General features: G+C 31.4%; 21 protein-coding genes. All 21 read right to left on the bottom strand.

Going from position 1 to position 13,262, the window contains the following annotated elements:
• Positions 1-20: 20 nt before the first annotated feature.
• Positions 21-1,307 (bottom strand): citrate synthase, encoded by a 1,287-nt coding sequence (locus tag ACJJVY_RS08620; RefSeq protein WP_405606895.1) that lies wholly within the window; start codon positions 1,305-1,307, stop codon positions 21-23.
• A gap of 166 nt (positions 1,308-1,473) precedes the next feature.
• Positions 1,474-2,763 (bottom strand): phosphopyruvate hydratase, encoded by a 1,290-nt coding sequence (gene eno / locus ACJJVY_RS08615; RefSeq protein ID WP_405606892.1) that lies wholly within the window; start codon positions 2,761-2,763, stop codon positions 1,474-1,476.
• 272 nt (positions 2,764-3,035) lie between these two features.
• Positions 3,036-4,154 (bottom strand): glutamine-hydrolyzing carbamoyl-phosphate synthase small subunit, encoded by a 1,119-nt coding sequence (gene carA, locus ACJJVY_RS08610; RefSeq protein ID WP_405606889.1) that lies wholly within the window; start codon positions 4,152-4,154, stop codon positions 3,036-3,038.
• A 111-nt stretch (positions 4,155-4,265) separates the two neighbouring features.
• Positions 4,266-4,736 (bottom strand): 50S ribosomal protein L17, encoded by a 471-nt coding sequence (gene rplQ, locus ACJJVY_RS08605; RefSeq protein ID WP_405606885.1) that lies wholly within the window; start codon positions 4,734-4,736, stop codon positions 4,266-4,268.
• A gap of 60 nt (positions 4,737-4,796) precedes the next feature.
• Positions 4,797-5,789 carry a DNA-directed RNA polymerase subunit alpha gene (locus ACJJVY_RS08600; RefSeq protein WP_405606882.1) on the bottom strand — a complete coding sequence of 331 codons (993 nt, stop codon included), beginning with the start codon at positions 5,787-5,789 and terminating at the stop codon, positions 4,797-4,799.
• Between the two features lie 93 nt (positions 5,790-5,882).
• A complete protein-coding gene (rpsD, locus tag ACJJVY_RS08595; RefSeq protein ID WP_405606879.1) occupies positions 5,883-6,488 on the bottom strand; it encodes a 30S ribosomal protein S4 in 606 nt (201 codons plus the stop codon).
• Between the two features lie 81 nt (positions 6,489-6,569).
• Complete coding sequence (gene rpsK, locus ACJJVY_RS08590; RefSeq protein ID WP_237588097.1) at positions 6,570-6,953, bottom strand: 30S ribosomal protein S11; 384 nt, start codon at positions 6,951-6,953, stop codon at positions 6,570-6,572.
• Between the two features lie 79 nt (positions 6,954-7,032).
• Positions 7,033-7,398 (bottom strand): 30S ribosomal protein S13, encoded by a 366-nt coding sequence (gene rpsM / locus ACJJVY_RS08585; protein WP_405606875.1) that lies wholly within the window; start codon positions 7,396-7,398, stop codon positions 7,033-7,035.
• Positions 7,398-7,514, bottom strand: coding sequence for a type B 50S ribosomal protein L36 (gene ykgO / locus ACJJVY_RS08580; protein ID WP_004568720.1), 117 nt, complete (start codon positions 7,512-7,514; stop codon positions 7,398-7,400). The genes rpsM and ykgO overlap by 1 nt, the downstream gene beginning before the upstream one ends.
• Before the next feature lie 13 nt (positions 7,515-7,527).
• On the bottom strand, positions 7,528-7,743 hold the full coding sequence (gene infA, locus ACJJVY_RS08575) for a translation initiation factor IF-1 (RefSeq protein WP_004568721.1): 216 nt from the start codon (positions 7,741-7,743) through the stop codon (positions 7,528-7,530).
• Between the two features lies 1 nt (position 7,744).
• The gene (gene secY, locus ACJJVY_RS08570; RefSeq protein WP_405611629.1) at positions 7,745-9,067 is read right to left on the bottom strand and encodes a preprotein translocase subunit SecY; all 1,323 of its coding nucleotides are present in this window, start codon (positions 9,065-9,067) and stop codon (positions 7,745-7,747) included.
• Between the two features lie 13 nt (positions 9,068-9,080).
• A complete protein-coding gene (rplO, locus tag ACJJVY_RS08565) occupies positions 9,081-9,530 on the bottom strand; it encodes a 50S ribosomal protein L15 (protein WP_405606870.1) in 450 nt (149 codons plus the stop codon).
• Between the two features lie 13 nt (positions 9,531-9,543).
• Positions 9,544-9,726 (bottom strand): 50S ribosomal protein L30, encoded by a 183-nt coding sequence (gene rpmD, locus ACJJVY_RS08560; protein WP_405606867.1) that lies wholly within the window; start codon positions 9,724-9,726, stop codon positions 9,544-9,546.
• A gap of 11 nt (positions 9,727-9,737) precedes the next feature.
• A complete protein-coding gene (gene rpsE, locus ACJJVY_RS08555) occupies positions 9,738-10,262 on the bottom strand; it encodes a 30S ribosomal protein S5 (RefSeq protein WP_405611626.1) in 525 nt (174 codons plus the stop codon).
• 3 nt (positions 10,263-10,265) lie between these two features.
• Positions 10,266-10,616 (bottom strand): 50S ribosomal protein L18, encoded by a 351-nt coding sequence (rplR, locus tag ACJJVY_RS08550; protein ID WP_405606866.1) that lies wholly within the window; start codon positions 10,614-10,616, stop codon positions 10,266-10,268.
• 11 nt (positions 10,617-10,627) lie between these two features.
• The gene (gene rplF, locus ACJJVY_RS08545; protein WP_405606864.1) at positions 10,628-11,173 is read right to left on the bottom strand and encodes a 50S ribosomal protein L6; all 546 of its coding nucleotides are present in this window, start codon (positions 11,171-11,173) and stop codon (positions 10,628-10,630) included.
• A gap of 10 nt (positions 11,174-11,183) precedes the next feature.
• The gene (gene rpsH, locus ACJJVY_RS08540; RefSeq protein WP_208079943.1) at positions 11,184-11,582 is read right to left on the bottom strand and encodes a 30S ribosomal protein S8; all 399 of its coding nucleotides are present in this window, start codon (positions 11,580-11,582) and stop codon (positions 11,184-11,186) included.
• Positions 11,583-11,744: 162 nt separating this feature from the next.
• Positions 11,745-12,014: a 30S ribosomal protein S14 gene (rpsN, locus tag ACJJVY_RS08535; RefSeq protein ID WP_068363324.1), complete on the bottom strand. Its 270-nt coding sequence runs from the start codon at positions 12,012-12,014 to the stop codon at positions 11,745-11,747.
• 3 nt (positions 12,015-12,017) lie between these two features.
• Positions 12,018-12,569, bottom strand: a complete 552-nt coding sequence (rplE, locus tag ACJJVY_RS08530) for a 50S ribosomal protein L5 (protein WP_405606861.1) — start codon at positions 12,567-12,569, stop codon at positions 12,018-12,020.
• Between the two features lie 8 nt (positions 12,570-12,577).
• The gene (gene rplX, locus ACJJVY_RS08525) at positions 12,578-12,880 is read right to left on the bottom strand and encodes a 50S ribosomal protein L24 (RefSeq protein WP_405606859.1); all 303 of its coding nucleotides are present in this window, start codon (positions 12,878-12,880) and stop codon (positions 12,578-12,580) included.
• A 13-nt stretch (positions 12,881-12,893) separates the two neighbouring features.
• Positions 12,894-13,262: a 50S ribosomal protein L14 gene (rplN, locus tag ACJJVY_RS08520; protein ID WP_405606857.1), complete on the bottom strand. Its 369-nt coding sequence runs from the start codon at positions 13,260-13,262 to the stop codon at positions 12,894-12,896.

The following is a 13,262-nucleotide window of genomic DNA, read 5'->3' as shown; positions in this document are numbered from 1 at the left end:
GTAAAAATAATACTATTATTTTATCTTTTCTCTAATTCTACAAAAGGTCTTAAATTTTCTCCTGTATAAATCTGACGAGGTCTACCTATTGGTTCTTTCTTAAGTCTCATTTCTTTCCATTGAGCAATCCAACCAGGTAAACGTCCTAAAGCAAACATTACTGTAAACATTTCTACAGGGATTCCCATAGCTCTGTATATTATACCCGAATAGAAATCTACATTAGGATATAATTTTCTATCCACAAAATAAGGATCATTTAAAGCTTCTTGTTCTAAACCTCTTGCAATTTCTAAAATTGGATCTTCAACTCCTAAATCATTTAATACTTCATCAGCCGCTGCCTTAATGATTTTTGCTCTTGGATCGAAATTCTTATAAACTCTATGACCAAATCCCATTAAACGGAAAGGATCATTTTTATCCTTTGCTTTAGCCATATACTTTTTGGTATCTCCACCATCTTCTTTTATAGCCTCTAACATTTCTAAAACGGCTTGGTTTGCACCACCATGTAAAGGCCCCCAAAGAGCAGATATACCTGCTGATAAAGAAGCAAATAATCCTGCATGAGAAGAACCAACTACTCTTACTGTAGATGTAGAACAATTTTGCTCATGATCTGCATGTAAAATTAATAACTTATCTAATGCATTTTTAATGATAGGATTCATTTTAAAATCTTCATTAGGTTGCTTAAACATTAAATACATAATGTTCTCTACATAACCCAAAGATTTTTTTCCATAATTTAAATGCATACCTTTTTTCTTACGCATAGACCATCCTACTAAAACAGGGAACTTACCTAAAATTCTAACTATGGCATTATACATATCTTCTTTAGACTCAATATTTACAGAAACTGGGTTAAAAGCAGTTAATGCACTTGTTAAAGAAGATAAAACACCCATTGGATGTGCTGTTTTAGGGAAAGCTTCTAAAATTTTTCTAACATCATCATCTACTAAAGAATGCTCTTTTATGTCTGCATGAAATTTATCTAATTGCTCTTTATTAGGTAAATCTCCAAAAATTAAAGCATAAGATACCTCTAAGAAATCTGCTTTTTCGGCTAATTCTTCTATAGAATAACCTCTGTACCTTAAAATTCCCTTTTCTCCATCTAAAAAAGTAACAGCACTCTCACAAGAACCTGTATTTTTAAAACCTGGATCAATAGTTATTACACCATTTGTTACGCTTCTTAGTGTTTTAATATTTATAGCAACTTCATTTTCTGTTCCTTTTACAAGCGGAAATTCGTATGAATTATCTCCTATTTGCAACTTAGCTGTATCTGACATTTATTTGTATTGTTTAGTGCTACGAATATAGCATATTTTAAAGAAATTTAAAAGTGGTTCGTTATAGTTTTTATATATCATAAAATAACACATGATTATAAATTAGATATATAAAAAAAACCTCATAAAAATATGAGGTTTTTAAAATATTTAAGTTAAAAAATATTTATATTTTAAACGCTTTTTCTTTAGGAAAATAAGCAGTTTCAGCTAATTCTTCCTCTATACGTAGTAATTGATTATACTTTGCCATTCTATCAGAACGTGAAGCAGAACCAGTCTTAATTTGCCCACAATTTAATGCTACAGCTAAATCAGCAATTGTATTATCTTCAGTTTCACCAGATCTATGAGACATTACAGAAGTAAATCCTGCATTTTTAGCCATATTTACAGCAGCAATAGTTTCTGTTAAAGAACCAATTTGATTTACTTTAATTAAAATTGAGTTTGCAATTCCATTTTCAATACCTCTTGATAAACGCTCTACATTAGTAACAAATAAATCATCACCAACTAATTGTACTTTATCTCCAATTTTATCAGTTAAATATTTCCAACCTTCCCAATCATTTTCATCCATACCATCCTCTATAGAAATAATAGGATATTTACCAGCTAATTCTGCTAAGTAATCTGCTTGTTCTTGGCTAGTTCTTACTACACCTTTACTTCCTTCAAATTTAGTGTAATCATAAGCTCCATCAACATAAAATTCTGCAGCAGCACAATCTAAAGCTATTTTAACTTCATCTCCAAAAGAATATCCAGCATTTTCAACTGCTAAAGCAATTGTTTCTAAAGCATCTTCTGTTCCTCCAGGTAAATTTGGTGCAAAACCTCCTTCATCACCTACAGCTGTAGATAAATCTCTATCATGTAAAACTTTCTTTAAATTATGAAAAATTTCAGATCCCATTTTCATAGCTTCTGTAAAAGTTTCTGCCTTAACTGGCATTATCATAAATTCTTGAAAAGCAATAGGAGCATCAGAATGAGAACCACCATTGATGATATTCATCATCGGTAATGGTAAAGTGTTTGCAGATACACCACCAACATATCTATATAAAGGCATACCTAACTCGTTAGCAGCAGCTTTAGCAACAGCTAAAGAAACACCTAATATTGCATTTGCACCTAATTTAGATTTATTTGCAGTTCCATCTAAATCAATCATTAGTTTATCAATCGTGTTTTGTTCAAAAACTGATGTACCTAATAATTCTTCTGCAATAATATTATTAACATTATCTACAGCTTTTAAAACACCTTTACCCATGTAATCTTTACCACCATCACGTAACTCTACAGCTTCGTGCTCTCCTGTAGATGCTCCAGAAGGAACTGCTGCTCTACCTAAAATTCCATTTTCTGTAGTTACATCTACTTCTACTGTTGGGTTTCCTCTTGAATCAAAAATTTGACGTGCGTGAACGCTAATTATAATGCTCATTTTTTTATTGTTTAATTAATTTAACTCTTCTAGTTACTGATGCTAAATTACAAAATGTCTAATGTATTTAATAATTTGTATCAAATTAATTACGAAAACGTTTGCAAATAATTTTATGGCAAAAAATAAAAAACCCACTCATTGTATGAGTGGGAAAATTGCTATGAAAAAGTGTGTGATTTTTAACTCACATTATAAATTTAATTTTAAAAAATTAAAACTTATTTAAATTCTGATGAACCGCAATAAAGTAAAGTTAATTGGTAATAATCTTAAGACATAACTTTTTTAGCCGCCTTAATATTTGTAATAAATTGATCAAACAAATATTCTGAATCATGTGGCCCGGGACTAGCTTCTGGATGATATTGTACAGAAAAAACATTCTTATCTTTCATCTTAATTCCTGCAACTGTATTGTCATTTAAATGAACATGAGTGATTTCTATATCTGCATTTGCCTCTGTTTCTTCTCTATTAATAGCGAAACCATGGTTCTGAGAAGTTATTTCTCCCTTACCCGTTAATAGGTTTTTTACTGGGTGATTAATCCCCCTATGACCATTATGCATTTTATAAGTAGAAATACCGTTTGCTAAAGCAATAATTTGATGTCCTAAACATATACCAAAAAGAGGTAAATCTCTTTTAATAATTTCTTTAGCTACTTCTTGGGCTTCTACTAACGGTTCTGGATCACCAGGTCCATTAGAAATAAAATATCCATCAGCATCAAAAGATTCTAAATCAGAAAAAGAAGAATTGAAAGGAAATACTTTAATATATGCTCCTCTTTTAGCTAAATTTCTTAATATATTTTTTTTAATACCAATATCTAATGCTGCTATTTTAACATCAGAATTTTCGTCTCCAACAAAATAAGGTTCTTTTGTTGAAACTTTTGATGCTAACTCTAAACCTTCCATACTTGGTACTTCAGATAGTTGTTTTTTTAATCCATCAATATTATCAACATCAGTAGAAATAATTGCATTCATAGAACCATTATCTCTAATATATGCTACTAGAGCTCTAGTATCAACATCAGAAATTGCTACCAAATTATGTTCTATAAACCAATCTTTTAAGTTCCCATCAGAATCTACTCTTGAATGTGTAAAACTGAAGTTTCTACATATAAGACCAGAAATTTTAATCCCATCAGATTCAACTTCATTATCATTAACACCATAATTACCAATGTGAGCATTTGCAGTAACCATCAATTGTCCAAAATATGATGGATCTGTAAAAATTTCTTGGTAACCTGTCATTCCGGTATTAAAACATATTTCTCCAGTTGAAGTCCCTTCTATACCAACAGATTTTCCGTAAAAAATTGTTCCATCTGCTAATAAAACTAAAGCCTTTTTTCTCGTTTGATATTTCATTGATTGTGCTTGTGTTACTATATTGTAATTGTTAATACAAAAATATAAAAAAAGGGATAAACGTAAACGCTTATCCCTTTTATATTAATTTAAAAAAACTTCATGAATTAATTATTCTTCAGTTTTTTCTTCTGTTTGTGTTCCTTCTACCTGAGCAGAATCAGCTTTTTTTCTACCTCTACGAGTAGACTTTTTAGCTTTTTTGCCTTTAGGGTTATAGATTTCGTTATAGTCAACTAATTCTACCATTGCCATAGGAGCGTTATCTCCTTGACGATTACCTAATTTGATAATACGAATATAACCACCTGGTCTATCTCCTACTTTTACAGAAATTTCTTTGAATAATTCTGTAACAGCATACTTATCTCTTAAGTAAGAAAATACAATACGTCTGTTGTGAGTTGTATCTGCTTTAGATTTAGTAATTAATGGCTCAACAAAAACTCTTAATGCCTTTGCTTTTGCAACTGTAGTATTAATACGTTTGTGTTCAATTAATGAACAAGCCATATTTGCTAACATCGCCTTTCTATGCGCTGTTTTTCTTCCTAAATGATTGTGTTTCTTTCCGTGTCTCATGACGCTTGTTTTATACTTTCATCTTGCATCTACCCATTTTGAGGAGCAAATTATGAAAGGTTAATCTCTATCTAATTTATATTTTGTTAAATCCATTCCGAAACTTAAACCTTTAACAATAACTAGTTCTTCTAATTCTGTTAATGATTTTTTACCAAAATTTCTAAATTTCATTAAATCGCTTTTATTAAAAGAAACTAAATCTCCTAATGTATCAACTTCTGCAGCTTTTAAACAATTTAAAGCTCTTACAGATAAATCCATATCGATTAATCTAGTTTTTAATAACTGACGCATATGCAATGATTCCTCATCATATGTTTCTGTTTGTGCAATTTCATCTGCCTCTAAAGTGATACGCTCATCTGAGAATAACATAAAGTGGTGAATTAAAATTTTTGCAGCTTCAGTTAATGCATCTTTAGGGTTTATTGATCCATCAGTATCTATATCGAAAACTAATTTTTCATAATCCGTTTTTTGCTCTACACGATAATTTTCGATTGCATATTTTACATTCTTAATTGGTGTGTAAATAGAATCAGTAAAAATTGTTCCTATTGGTGCTGATGATTTTTTATTTTCATCTGCAGGTACAAATCCTCTACCTTTTTCTATAACTATTTCTGCATTTAATTTTACAGATTTATCCATATTACAAATAACTAAATCTGGATTCAATACTTGAAAACCTGAAATAAATTTTTGTAAGTCTCCAGCTGTAAATTGCTCTTGGCCAGATAAAGATATAGAAACAGTTTCTCTGTCTGTTTCTTCTATTTGTTTCTTAAAACGAACTTGTTTTAAGTTTAAGATAATTTCTGTAACATCTTCTACAACACCAGGTACTGTAGAAAATTCGTGTTCAACACCATCAATTCTTAAAGAAGATATTGCAAAACCTTCTAAAGAAGATAAAAGTACTCTTCTTAAAGCGTTACCTACTGTTAAACCAAAACCTGGTTCTAAAGGTCTAAACTCAAATCTACCTTTAAAATCAGTAGATTCTATCATTATTACTTTATCAGGTTTCTGAAAATTTAAAATTGCCATTGTCTTCGTTTTAATTGTTATTTGGTTGCGCGGTTTGTAAGTGTGAAGAAATACTTACAAACCCTTTGGCCAAATCTCAATATGATTAATTTATTACTTAGAATATAATTCTACGATTAATTGTTCTTTGATGTTTTCTGGTATCTGTAATCTTTCTGGTGCTTTAACAAAAGTTCCAGATTTAGTATCAGAATTCCAAGTTAACCATTCAAAAACATTACTATTAGATGCTAATGCATCATCGATAGCTTGTAATGATTTAGACTTTTCTCTAACAGCTACAACGTCTCCGTCTTTTAAACTATAAGAAGGAACGTTTACAATTTCTCCATTAACAGTAATATGTCTATGAGAAACTAACTGACGTGCTCCACTTCTAGAATTTGAAACTCCCATTCTATAAACAACATTATCTAAACGAGATTCACATAATTGTAATAATATTTCACCTGTAATTCCTTGAGAAGCTGATGCTTTTTTGAATAAGTTACTGAACTGACGCTCTAATATACCATAAGTATATTTTGCTTTTTGCTTCTCCATTAATTGAGTAGCATATTCAGATTTTTTTCCTCTTCTTCTTGCATTACCATGCTGTCCTGGAGGAAAATTTCTTTTTTCGAAGTTTTTATCTTCACCAAAAATTGCTTCTCCAAACTTACGAGCAATTTTAGTTTTTGGTCCTGTATATCTTGCCATTTCTTTTGTATTATAAATAGGGATTATGAATTAAGGCTAACTCCTTCGATAATCTAAGTCCTATTAAGTTAAAATATTTAATTATACTCTTCTTCTTTTCGGAGGACGACATCCATTATGAGGAATTGGAGTAACGTCAATAATTTCTGTTACTTCAACACCAGCATTATGTAATGATCTAATAGCTGATTCTCTACCATTACCTGGTCCTTTTACATAAACTTTTACTTTACGTAAACCTGCTTCTTTAGCTGGTTCTGCACAGTCTTCTGCTGCTAATTGAGCTGCATAAGGAGTGTTCTTTTTAGAACCTCTAAAACCCATTTTACCTGCAGATGACCAAGAAATTACATCACCTTTTTTATTTGTTAAAGAAATAATGATGTTATTAAAAGAAGCTGTTACATGTGCTTCTCCAATAGAATCAACTATTACTTTACGTTTTTTTGAACTTGCTTTTGCCATAATTCTTTTAATTTAGTAATTTAGTTTTCTAACCTTATAGTATTAATACTATTATTAGATCTTTATTACGTTAACTAACTTATTTTTTCTTGTTAGCTACAGTTTTTCTCTTACCTTTTCTTGTACGAGAGTTATTCTTAGTTCTTTGACCTCTTAAAGGAAGACCAAGTCTATGACGGATTCCTCTTTGACAACCAATATCCATTAAACGTTTTATGTTTAACTGTACTTCAGAACGTAATTCTCCTTCGATTGTAAAAGAACCAACTTCTTCTCTAATTGCTGCGATTTGATCATCTGTCCAATCTTGAACTTTAATGCTCTCATCTACTTTTGCTTCTGCTAAAACTTTTTTAGCTCTGCTGCTTCCTATACCAAAGATGTAAGTTAAAGCAATAACTCCTCTTTTATTCTTTGGAATATCAATACCTGCTATTCTTGCCATTACCCTTGTCTTTGTTTAAATCTAGGATTTTGTTTATTTATTACGTATAATCTACCTTTTCTGCGTACTATTTTGCAGTCGGCACTTCTTTTTTTAACTGATGCTCTAACTTTCATCTGCTTTGTTTTTTTAGTATCTGTAAGTAATTCTTGCCTTTGATAAATCGTAAGGACTCATTTCTAATTTAACCTTATCACCAGGTAATAATTTAATATAATGCATACGCATTTTACCAGAAATGTGTGCTGTAACTATATGTCCGTTTTCTAATTCTACACGAAACATTGCATTTGATAATGCTTCTGTAATTGTTCCGTCTTGTTGAATTGCTGATTGTTTAGCCATACTATTTATTCGATTTTCTTTTGCTATTCCCTCCTTTCATTAAACCATCATAATGACGATTTAATAAATAAGAATTAATTTGTTGCAATGTATCAATTGCAACACCAACCATAATTATTAATGATGTACCTCCGTAAAACATTGCCCAACTTTGTTGTACTCCAAACTTTGCAACAACTGCTGGCAATATTGCCAAACCAGCTAAAAACAAAGATCCTGGAAATGTAATTCTAGATAAGATACTATCTAACATATCGGCAGTATCCTTACCTGGCCTTACACCTGGTATAAAACCACCACTTCTTTTTAAATCATCAGCCATTTTATTCGTAGGAATAGTAATTGCTGTATAGAAATAACTAAAAATGATGATTAACAATGCAAAAATAACATTATACTGCCAACCATTATGATCTGTTAAACTGACCAACGCTGGAAATTTTTGACCTAAAGTTAAAGGCAAAAACATAATTGCTTGTGCAAAAATGATTGGCATAACACCAGCTGCATTAAGCTTTAAAGGAATATAATCCCTAGATCCAGCAACATTCTGCACACTACCTGCAACAGTTCTTCTAGCATATTGTACTGCTATTTTTCTAACTGCTGTAACTAAAAGTACAGATAATAAAATCACCACAAACCAAACAATAATTTCAATTAAAATCATCATTAAACCTCCTGCACCAGCATTTGTTGTTTTAGAAACAAATTCTTGTAAAAAAGCAGATGGAAATCTAGCAATAATACCTACGGTAATTAGAAGAGATATTCCATTACCAACTCCTTTGTCAGTGATACGCTCACCTAACCACATTGCAAAAACAGTACCTGCTGTCAAAATTATAATTGAAGAAACCCAAAAAGTTGCTCCACTTACTAAAAAAGCCTCTGGACCTAATCCAAATTGTGTTTTAATAGCAGTTATATAAGTTGGTGCTTGTACTAAAGTAATACCTATGGTTAACCATCTTGTTATCTGTGTAATTTTTTTTCTTCCACTTTCTCCATCTTTTTGTAATTTTTGCAAATAAGGAACCGCAATTCCCATTAACTGAACTACAATAGATGCAGAAATATAAGGCATAATTCCAAGTGCCATAATAGACGCTCTAGAAAATGCTCCACCAGTAAATGCGTTCAATAATCCTAAAAGACCATCTGAAGTACTCTCTTTTAAAGCTGAAAGTTGTAACGGATCTATACCTGGTAAAGGTACAGATGCCATAAAACGGTATACAGCAATTAAACCGATAGTAAGAAGAATTTTGTTCTTCAACTCTTCGATGCTAAAAATGTCTTTTAATCTATTAATAAAATTCATCATTTACGGGGTGTTATAAAGTAACAGCTTCACCACCAGCAGCTTCAATAGCAGCTTTAGCAGTTCCTGTATATTTATGTACAGTAATATTTAATTTAGATTTTAATTCTCCTCCTCCTAGTATTTTTACTAGGTCATTTTTACCTACTAAACCATTAGCAACTAAAACATCTAAATTAACTGTATCTGTTATTTTTCCACTATCAACTAAAGATTGTAATTTATCTAAGTTGATACCTTGATACTCTTTACGATTGATATTAGTGAAACCAAATTTTGGCACACGTCTTTGAAGTGGCATTTGTCCTCCCTCAAAACCAATCTTTTTAGAATAACCAGAACGAGATTTCTGTCCATTGTGACCTCTTGTTGCAGTACCACCTTTTCCAGAACCTTCACCTCTTGCAATTCTTTTTTCCTTTTTAACGGAACCTTCTGCTGGTGTTAAATTATGTAAACTCATTTTTATAAATATCTTATTTAATTTCTTCAAAAGAAACTAAGTGTTTAACTGTATTTACCATACCAACTATAGATGGAGTTGCCTCGTGTACTACAGTTTGGTTCATTTTACGTAAACCTAATGCTTCTAAAGTTGCCTTTTGACTCTTAAGACGCCCGATTTGACTTTTTACTTGTGTAACTTTAATTTTTGCCATCGTTCTTAGATTTATCCGTTAAATACTTTCTCTAAAGAAATACCTCTTTGTTTAGCAATAGAAGCAGCACTACGTAATTGTAACAATGCATCAAAAGTTGCTTTTACAACGTTATGAGGATTTGATGATCCTTGAGATTTTGATAATACATCATGTATACCTACTGATTCTAATACGTGTCTTACAGCACCACCAGCAATAACTCCGGTACCATGAGATGCAGGTTTAAGAAATACTTTAGCTCCACCAAATTTACCTTTTTGTTCATGAGGTAAAGTTGCATCTAAAATAGGAATTCTAACTAAATTTTTCTTTGCATCTTCAACTGCTTTAGCAATTGCAGAAGAAACATCTTTAGATTTACCTAAACCATGACCAACAACACCATTACCATCACCAACAACAACAATTGCAGAGAAACCGAATGCTCTACCACCTTTTGTAACTTTAGTAACACGTTGTACTCCAACTAATCTATCTACAAGCTCTAATCCGCTTGGCTTTACTCTTTCTACGTTTTTATATCCTTGCATAATTTCTTAAAATTTTAAACCAGCTTCTCTTGCAGCGTCAGCTAATACTTTAACTCTACCGTGGTATAAATATCCGTTTCTATCAAAAGCAACTGTTTCTACCCCTACTTTTACAGCTTGTTCAGCGATTGCTTTACCAACAGCTGTAGCAGCTTCAGATTTTGTACTTGCTTTAATTTCTTTATTTCTAGATGAAATAGAGGCTAATGTTACTCCATTTACATCGTCAACTAGTTGAGCATAAATTTCTTTATTACTTCTATAAACCGACAATCTTGGTTTTGTAGCAGTACCCGAAATTATTTTTCTAATTCTTTGCTTAATTCTAGTTCTTCTTTGTAGCTTTGATAATGCCATAATACTATATATTATGCAGATTTACCTGCTTTTCTTCTTAATACTTCACCAACAAACTTAACTCCTTTTCCTTTATATGGTTCTGGAGCTCTGAAAGAACGAATCTTTGCAGCCACTTGACCTACTAATTGTTTGTCAAACGAAGATAATTTAATGATCGGGTTTTTCCCTTTCTCAGATACTGTTTCTATTTTAACTTCAGGAGCTAAATCTAAAACAATATTATGAGAGAAACCTAAAGCTAAATCTAATTTCTGTCCTTGATTAGAAGCTCTATAACCAACTCCAACCAATTCTAATTCTTTAGTCCATCCTTTAGAAACTCCTTCAATCATATTATTGATTAAAGCTCTCATTAAACCATGTTGTGCTTTATGGTCTTTACTTTCTGACGCTCTATCTAAAACAACAGATCCATCTTCTATTTTCACAGTAATTCCATCTGAAATAGTTTGAGATAACTCACCTAATTTCCCTTTTACTGTAACTACGTTGTCTTTAATGTTTACATCTACACCTTGTGAAATGCTAACAGGATTTTTTCCAATTCTACTCATCTCTTAAGATTTAATAAACGTAACATAAAACTTCTCCTCCAACGTTCTCTAAACGTGCTTTTTTGTTTGTCATTACACCTTTTGATGTAGAAACAATAGCAATTCCAAGTCCATTTAATACTCTTGGCATCTCTGTAGAGCCAACATATTTACGTAAACCTGGTGTACTGATACGTTGAATTTTTCTAATTACTGACTCTTTTGTGTCTTTGTCATATTTTAAAGCTATCTTAATAGTTCCTTGAACTTTATCGTCATTGAACTGGTAACTTAAAATATACCCTTGATCAAACAAAATTTTAGTCATTTCCTTCTTCAAGTTTGAAGCTGGAATTTCTACTACTCTGTGTCCTGCAGCGATTGCATTTCTTACTCTTGTAAGAAAATCTGCGATTGGATCTGTATACATACTTATTTATATTGCGATTACGGTTTTCAAATATCTCTATTTATGTTACAGATTTCTCTGTGATAAATGAACCTATAATCAGTTAAAATTCTTATACTCAAAAAAAATAGAGCGTGCAAAGATACACATTCTATTTTTAATATTAAGCTTTATTTTTGATTTCTACCAACTTGCCTTTTTAACACCTGGTATTAATCCTTGATTTGCCATTTCACGAAACGTTACACGAGATATACCAAATTGTCTCATATATCCTTTTGGACGTCCAGTAAGTTTACATCTATTATGCATTCTAACTGGTGAAGCGTTCTTTGGTAATTTTTGCAATGCTTCATAGTCTCCAGCTTCTTTTAAAGCTTTTCTCTTTTCTGCATATTTTGCAACTGTTTTTGCTCTTTTACGTTCGCGAGCTTTCATTGATTCTTTAGCCATTTCTTAATTTTTTTTGAATGGTAAACCTAATTCTCCTAATAATGACTTAGCTTCTTTATCAGTGTTTGCAGATGTTACAAAAGTAATATCCATACCACTAATTTTTTTAACTTGATCAATATTGATTTCTGGGTAGATGATTTGTTCAGTAATACCTAAATTGTAATTACCTCTTCCATCAAAACCATTAGCTTTTATACCGTTAAAGTCTCTTACACGTGGTAAAGAAGCAGTAACTAATCTATCTAAAAATTCATACATTTTATCTCCACGTAAAGTTACTTTAACACCAATTGGCATTCCTTTACGTAATTTAAATGATGCAACATCTTTCTTAGACATCGTAGAAACAGCTTTTTGACCTGTAATTTTAGTCAACTCTTCTACAGCATAATCTATTAATTTCTTATCTGCAATCGCAGCACCAACACCTTTAGAAACAACAATTTTTTCTAATTTAGGTACTTGCATTACATTTTTATAACTGAATTCTTCAGTAAGAGCTTTAACAACTCTTTCTTTGTATTCTGCTTTTAATCTTGGTACGTAACTCATGATTATTCTTATTTTTTAGTTTTTTTAGAGATTCTAGTTTTAGTATCTCCATCAACTTGATAACCTACTCTTACAGCTACACCATCTTCTACTAACATTAAGTTAGAAATATGTAATGAAGCTTCTTTTTTTACAATACCACCTTGAGGATTTTGTGCGCTAGGTTTAGTATGCTTAGAAACTAAGTTAACACCTTCTACCAATACCCTATCCTTATCTTTTATGATTTGTAAAACTTTTCCTTCAGATCCTTTATGATCTCCTGCAATTACTTTTACAGTATCTCCTGATTTTAATTTGAACTTCTTCATCTTATATAATGATTTAAAGCACTTCAGGTGCTAATGATACTATTTTCATGAATTGTTTCTCACGAAGCTCACGAGCAACAGGACCAAATACACGAGTTCCTCTCATTTCCTCTGTAGGATTTAAAAGTACACAAGCGTTATCATCAAATCTAATATAAGATCCGTCTTTACGTCTAACTTCTTTTTTAGTTCTTACAACAACTGCTCTAGATACTTGACCTTTTTTTACAGTTCCGTTAGGAGTTGCAGATTTAACAGCTACAACAATCTTGTCTCCAATACTTGCGTAACGTTTTTTTGTCCCTCCTAAAACTCTAATTACCAAAACTTCTTTAGCTCCAGTATTATCTGCTACTTTTAATCTTGATTCTGTCTGTAACAT

This window comes from Polaribacter sp. Asnod1-A03, assembly GCF_045063585.1.
GTDB lineage: Bacteria > Bacteroidota > Bacteroidia > Flavobacteriales > Flavobacteriaceae > Polaribacter.
Note: the sequence above shows the minus strand (reverse complement) of the source record. Positions and strands in the feature narration are given on the sequence as shown.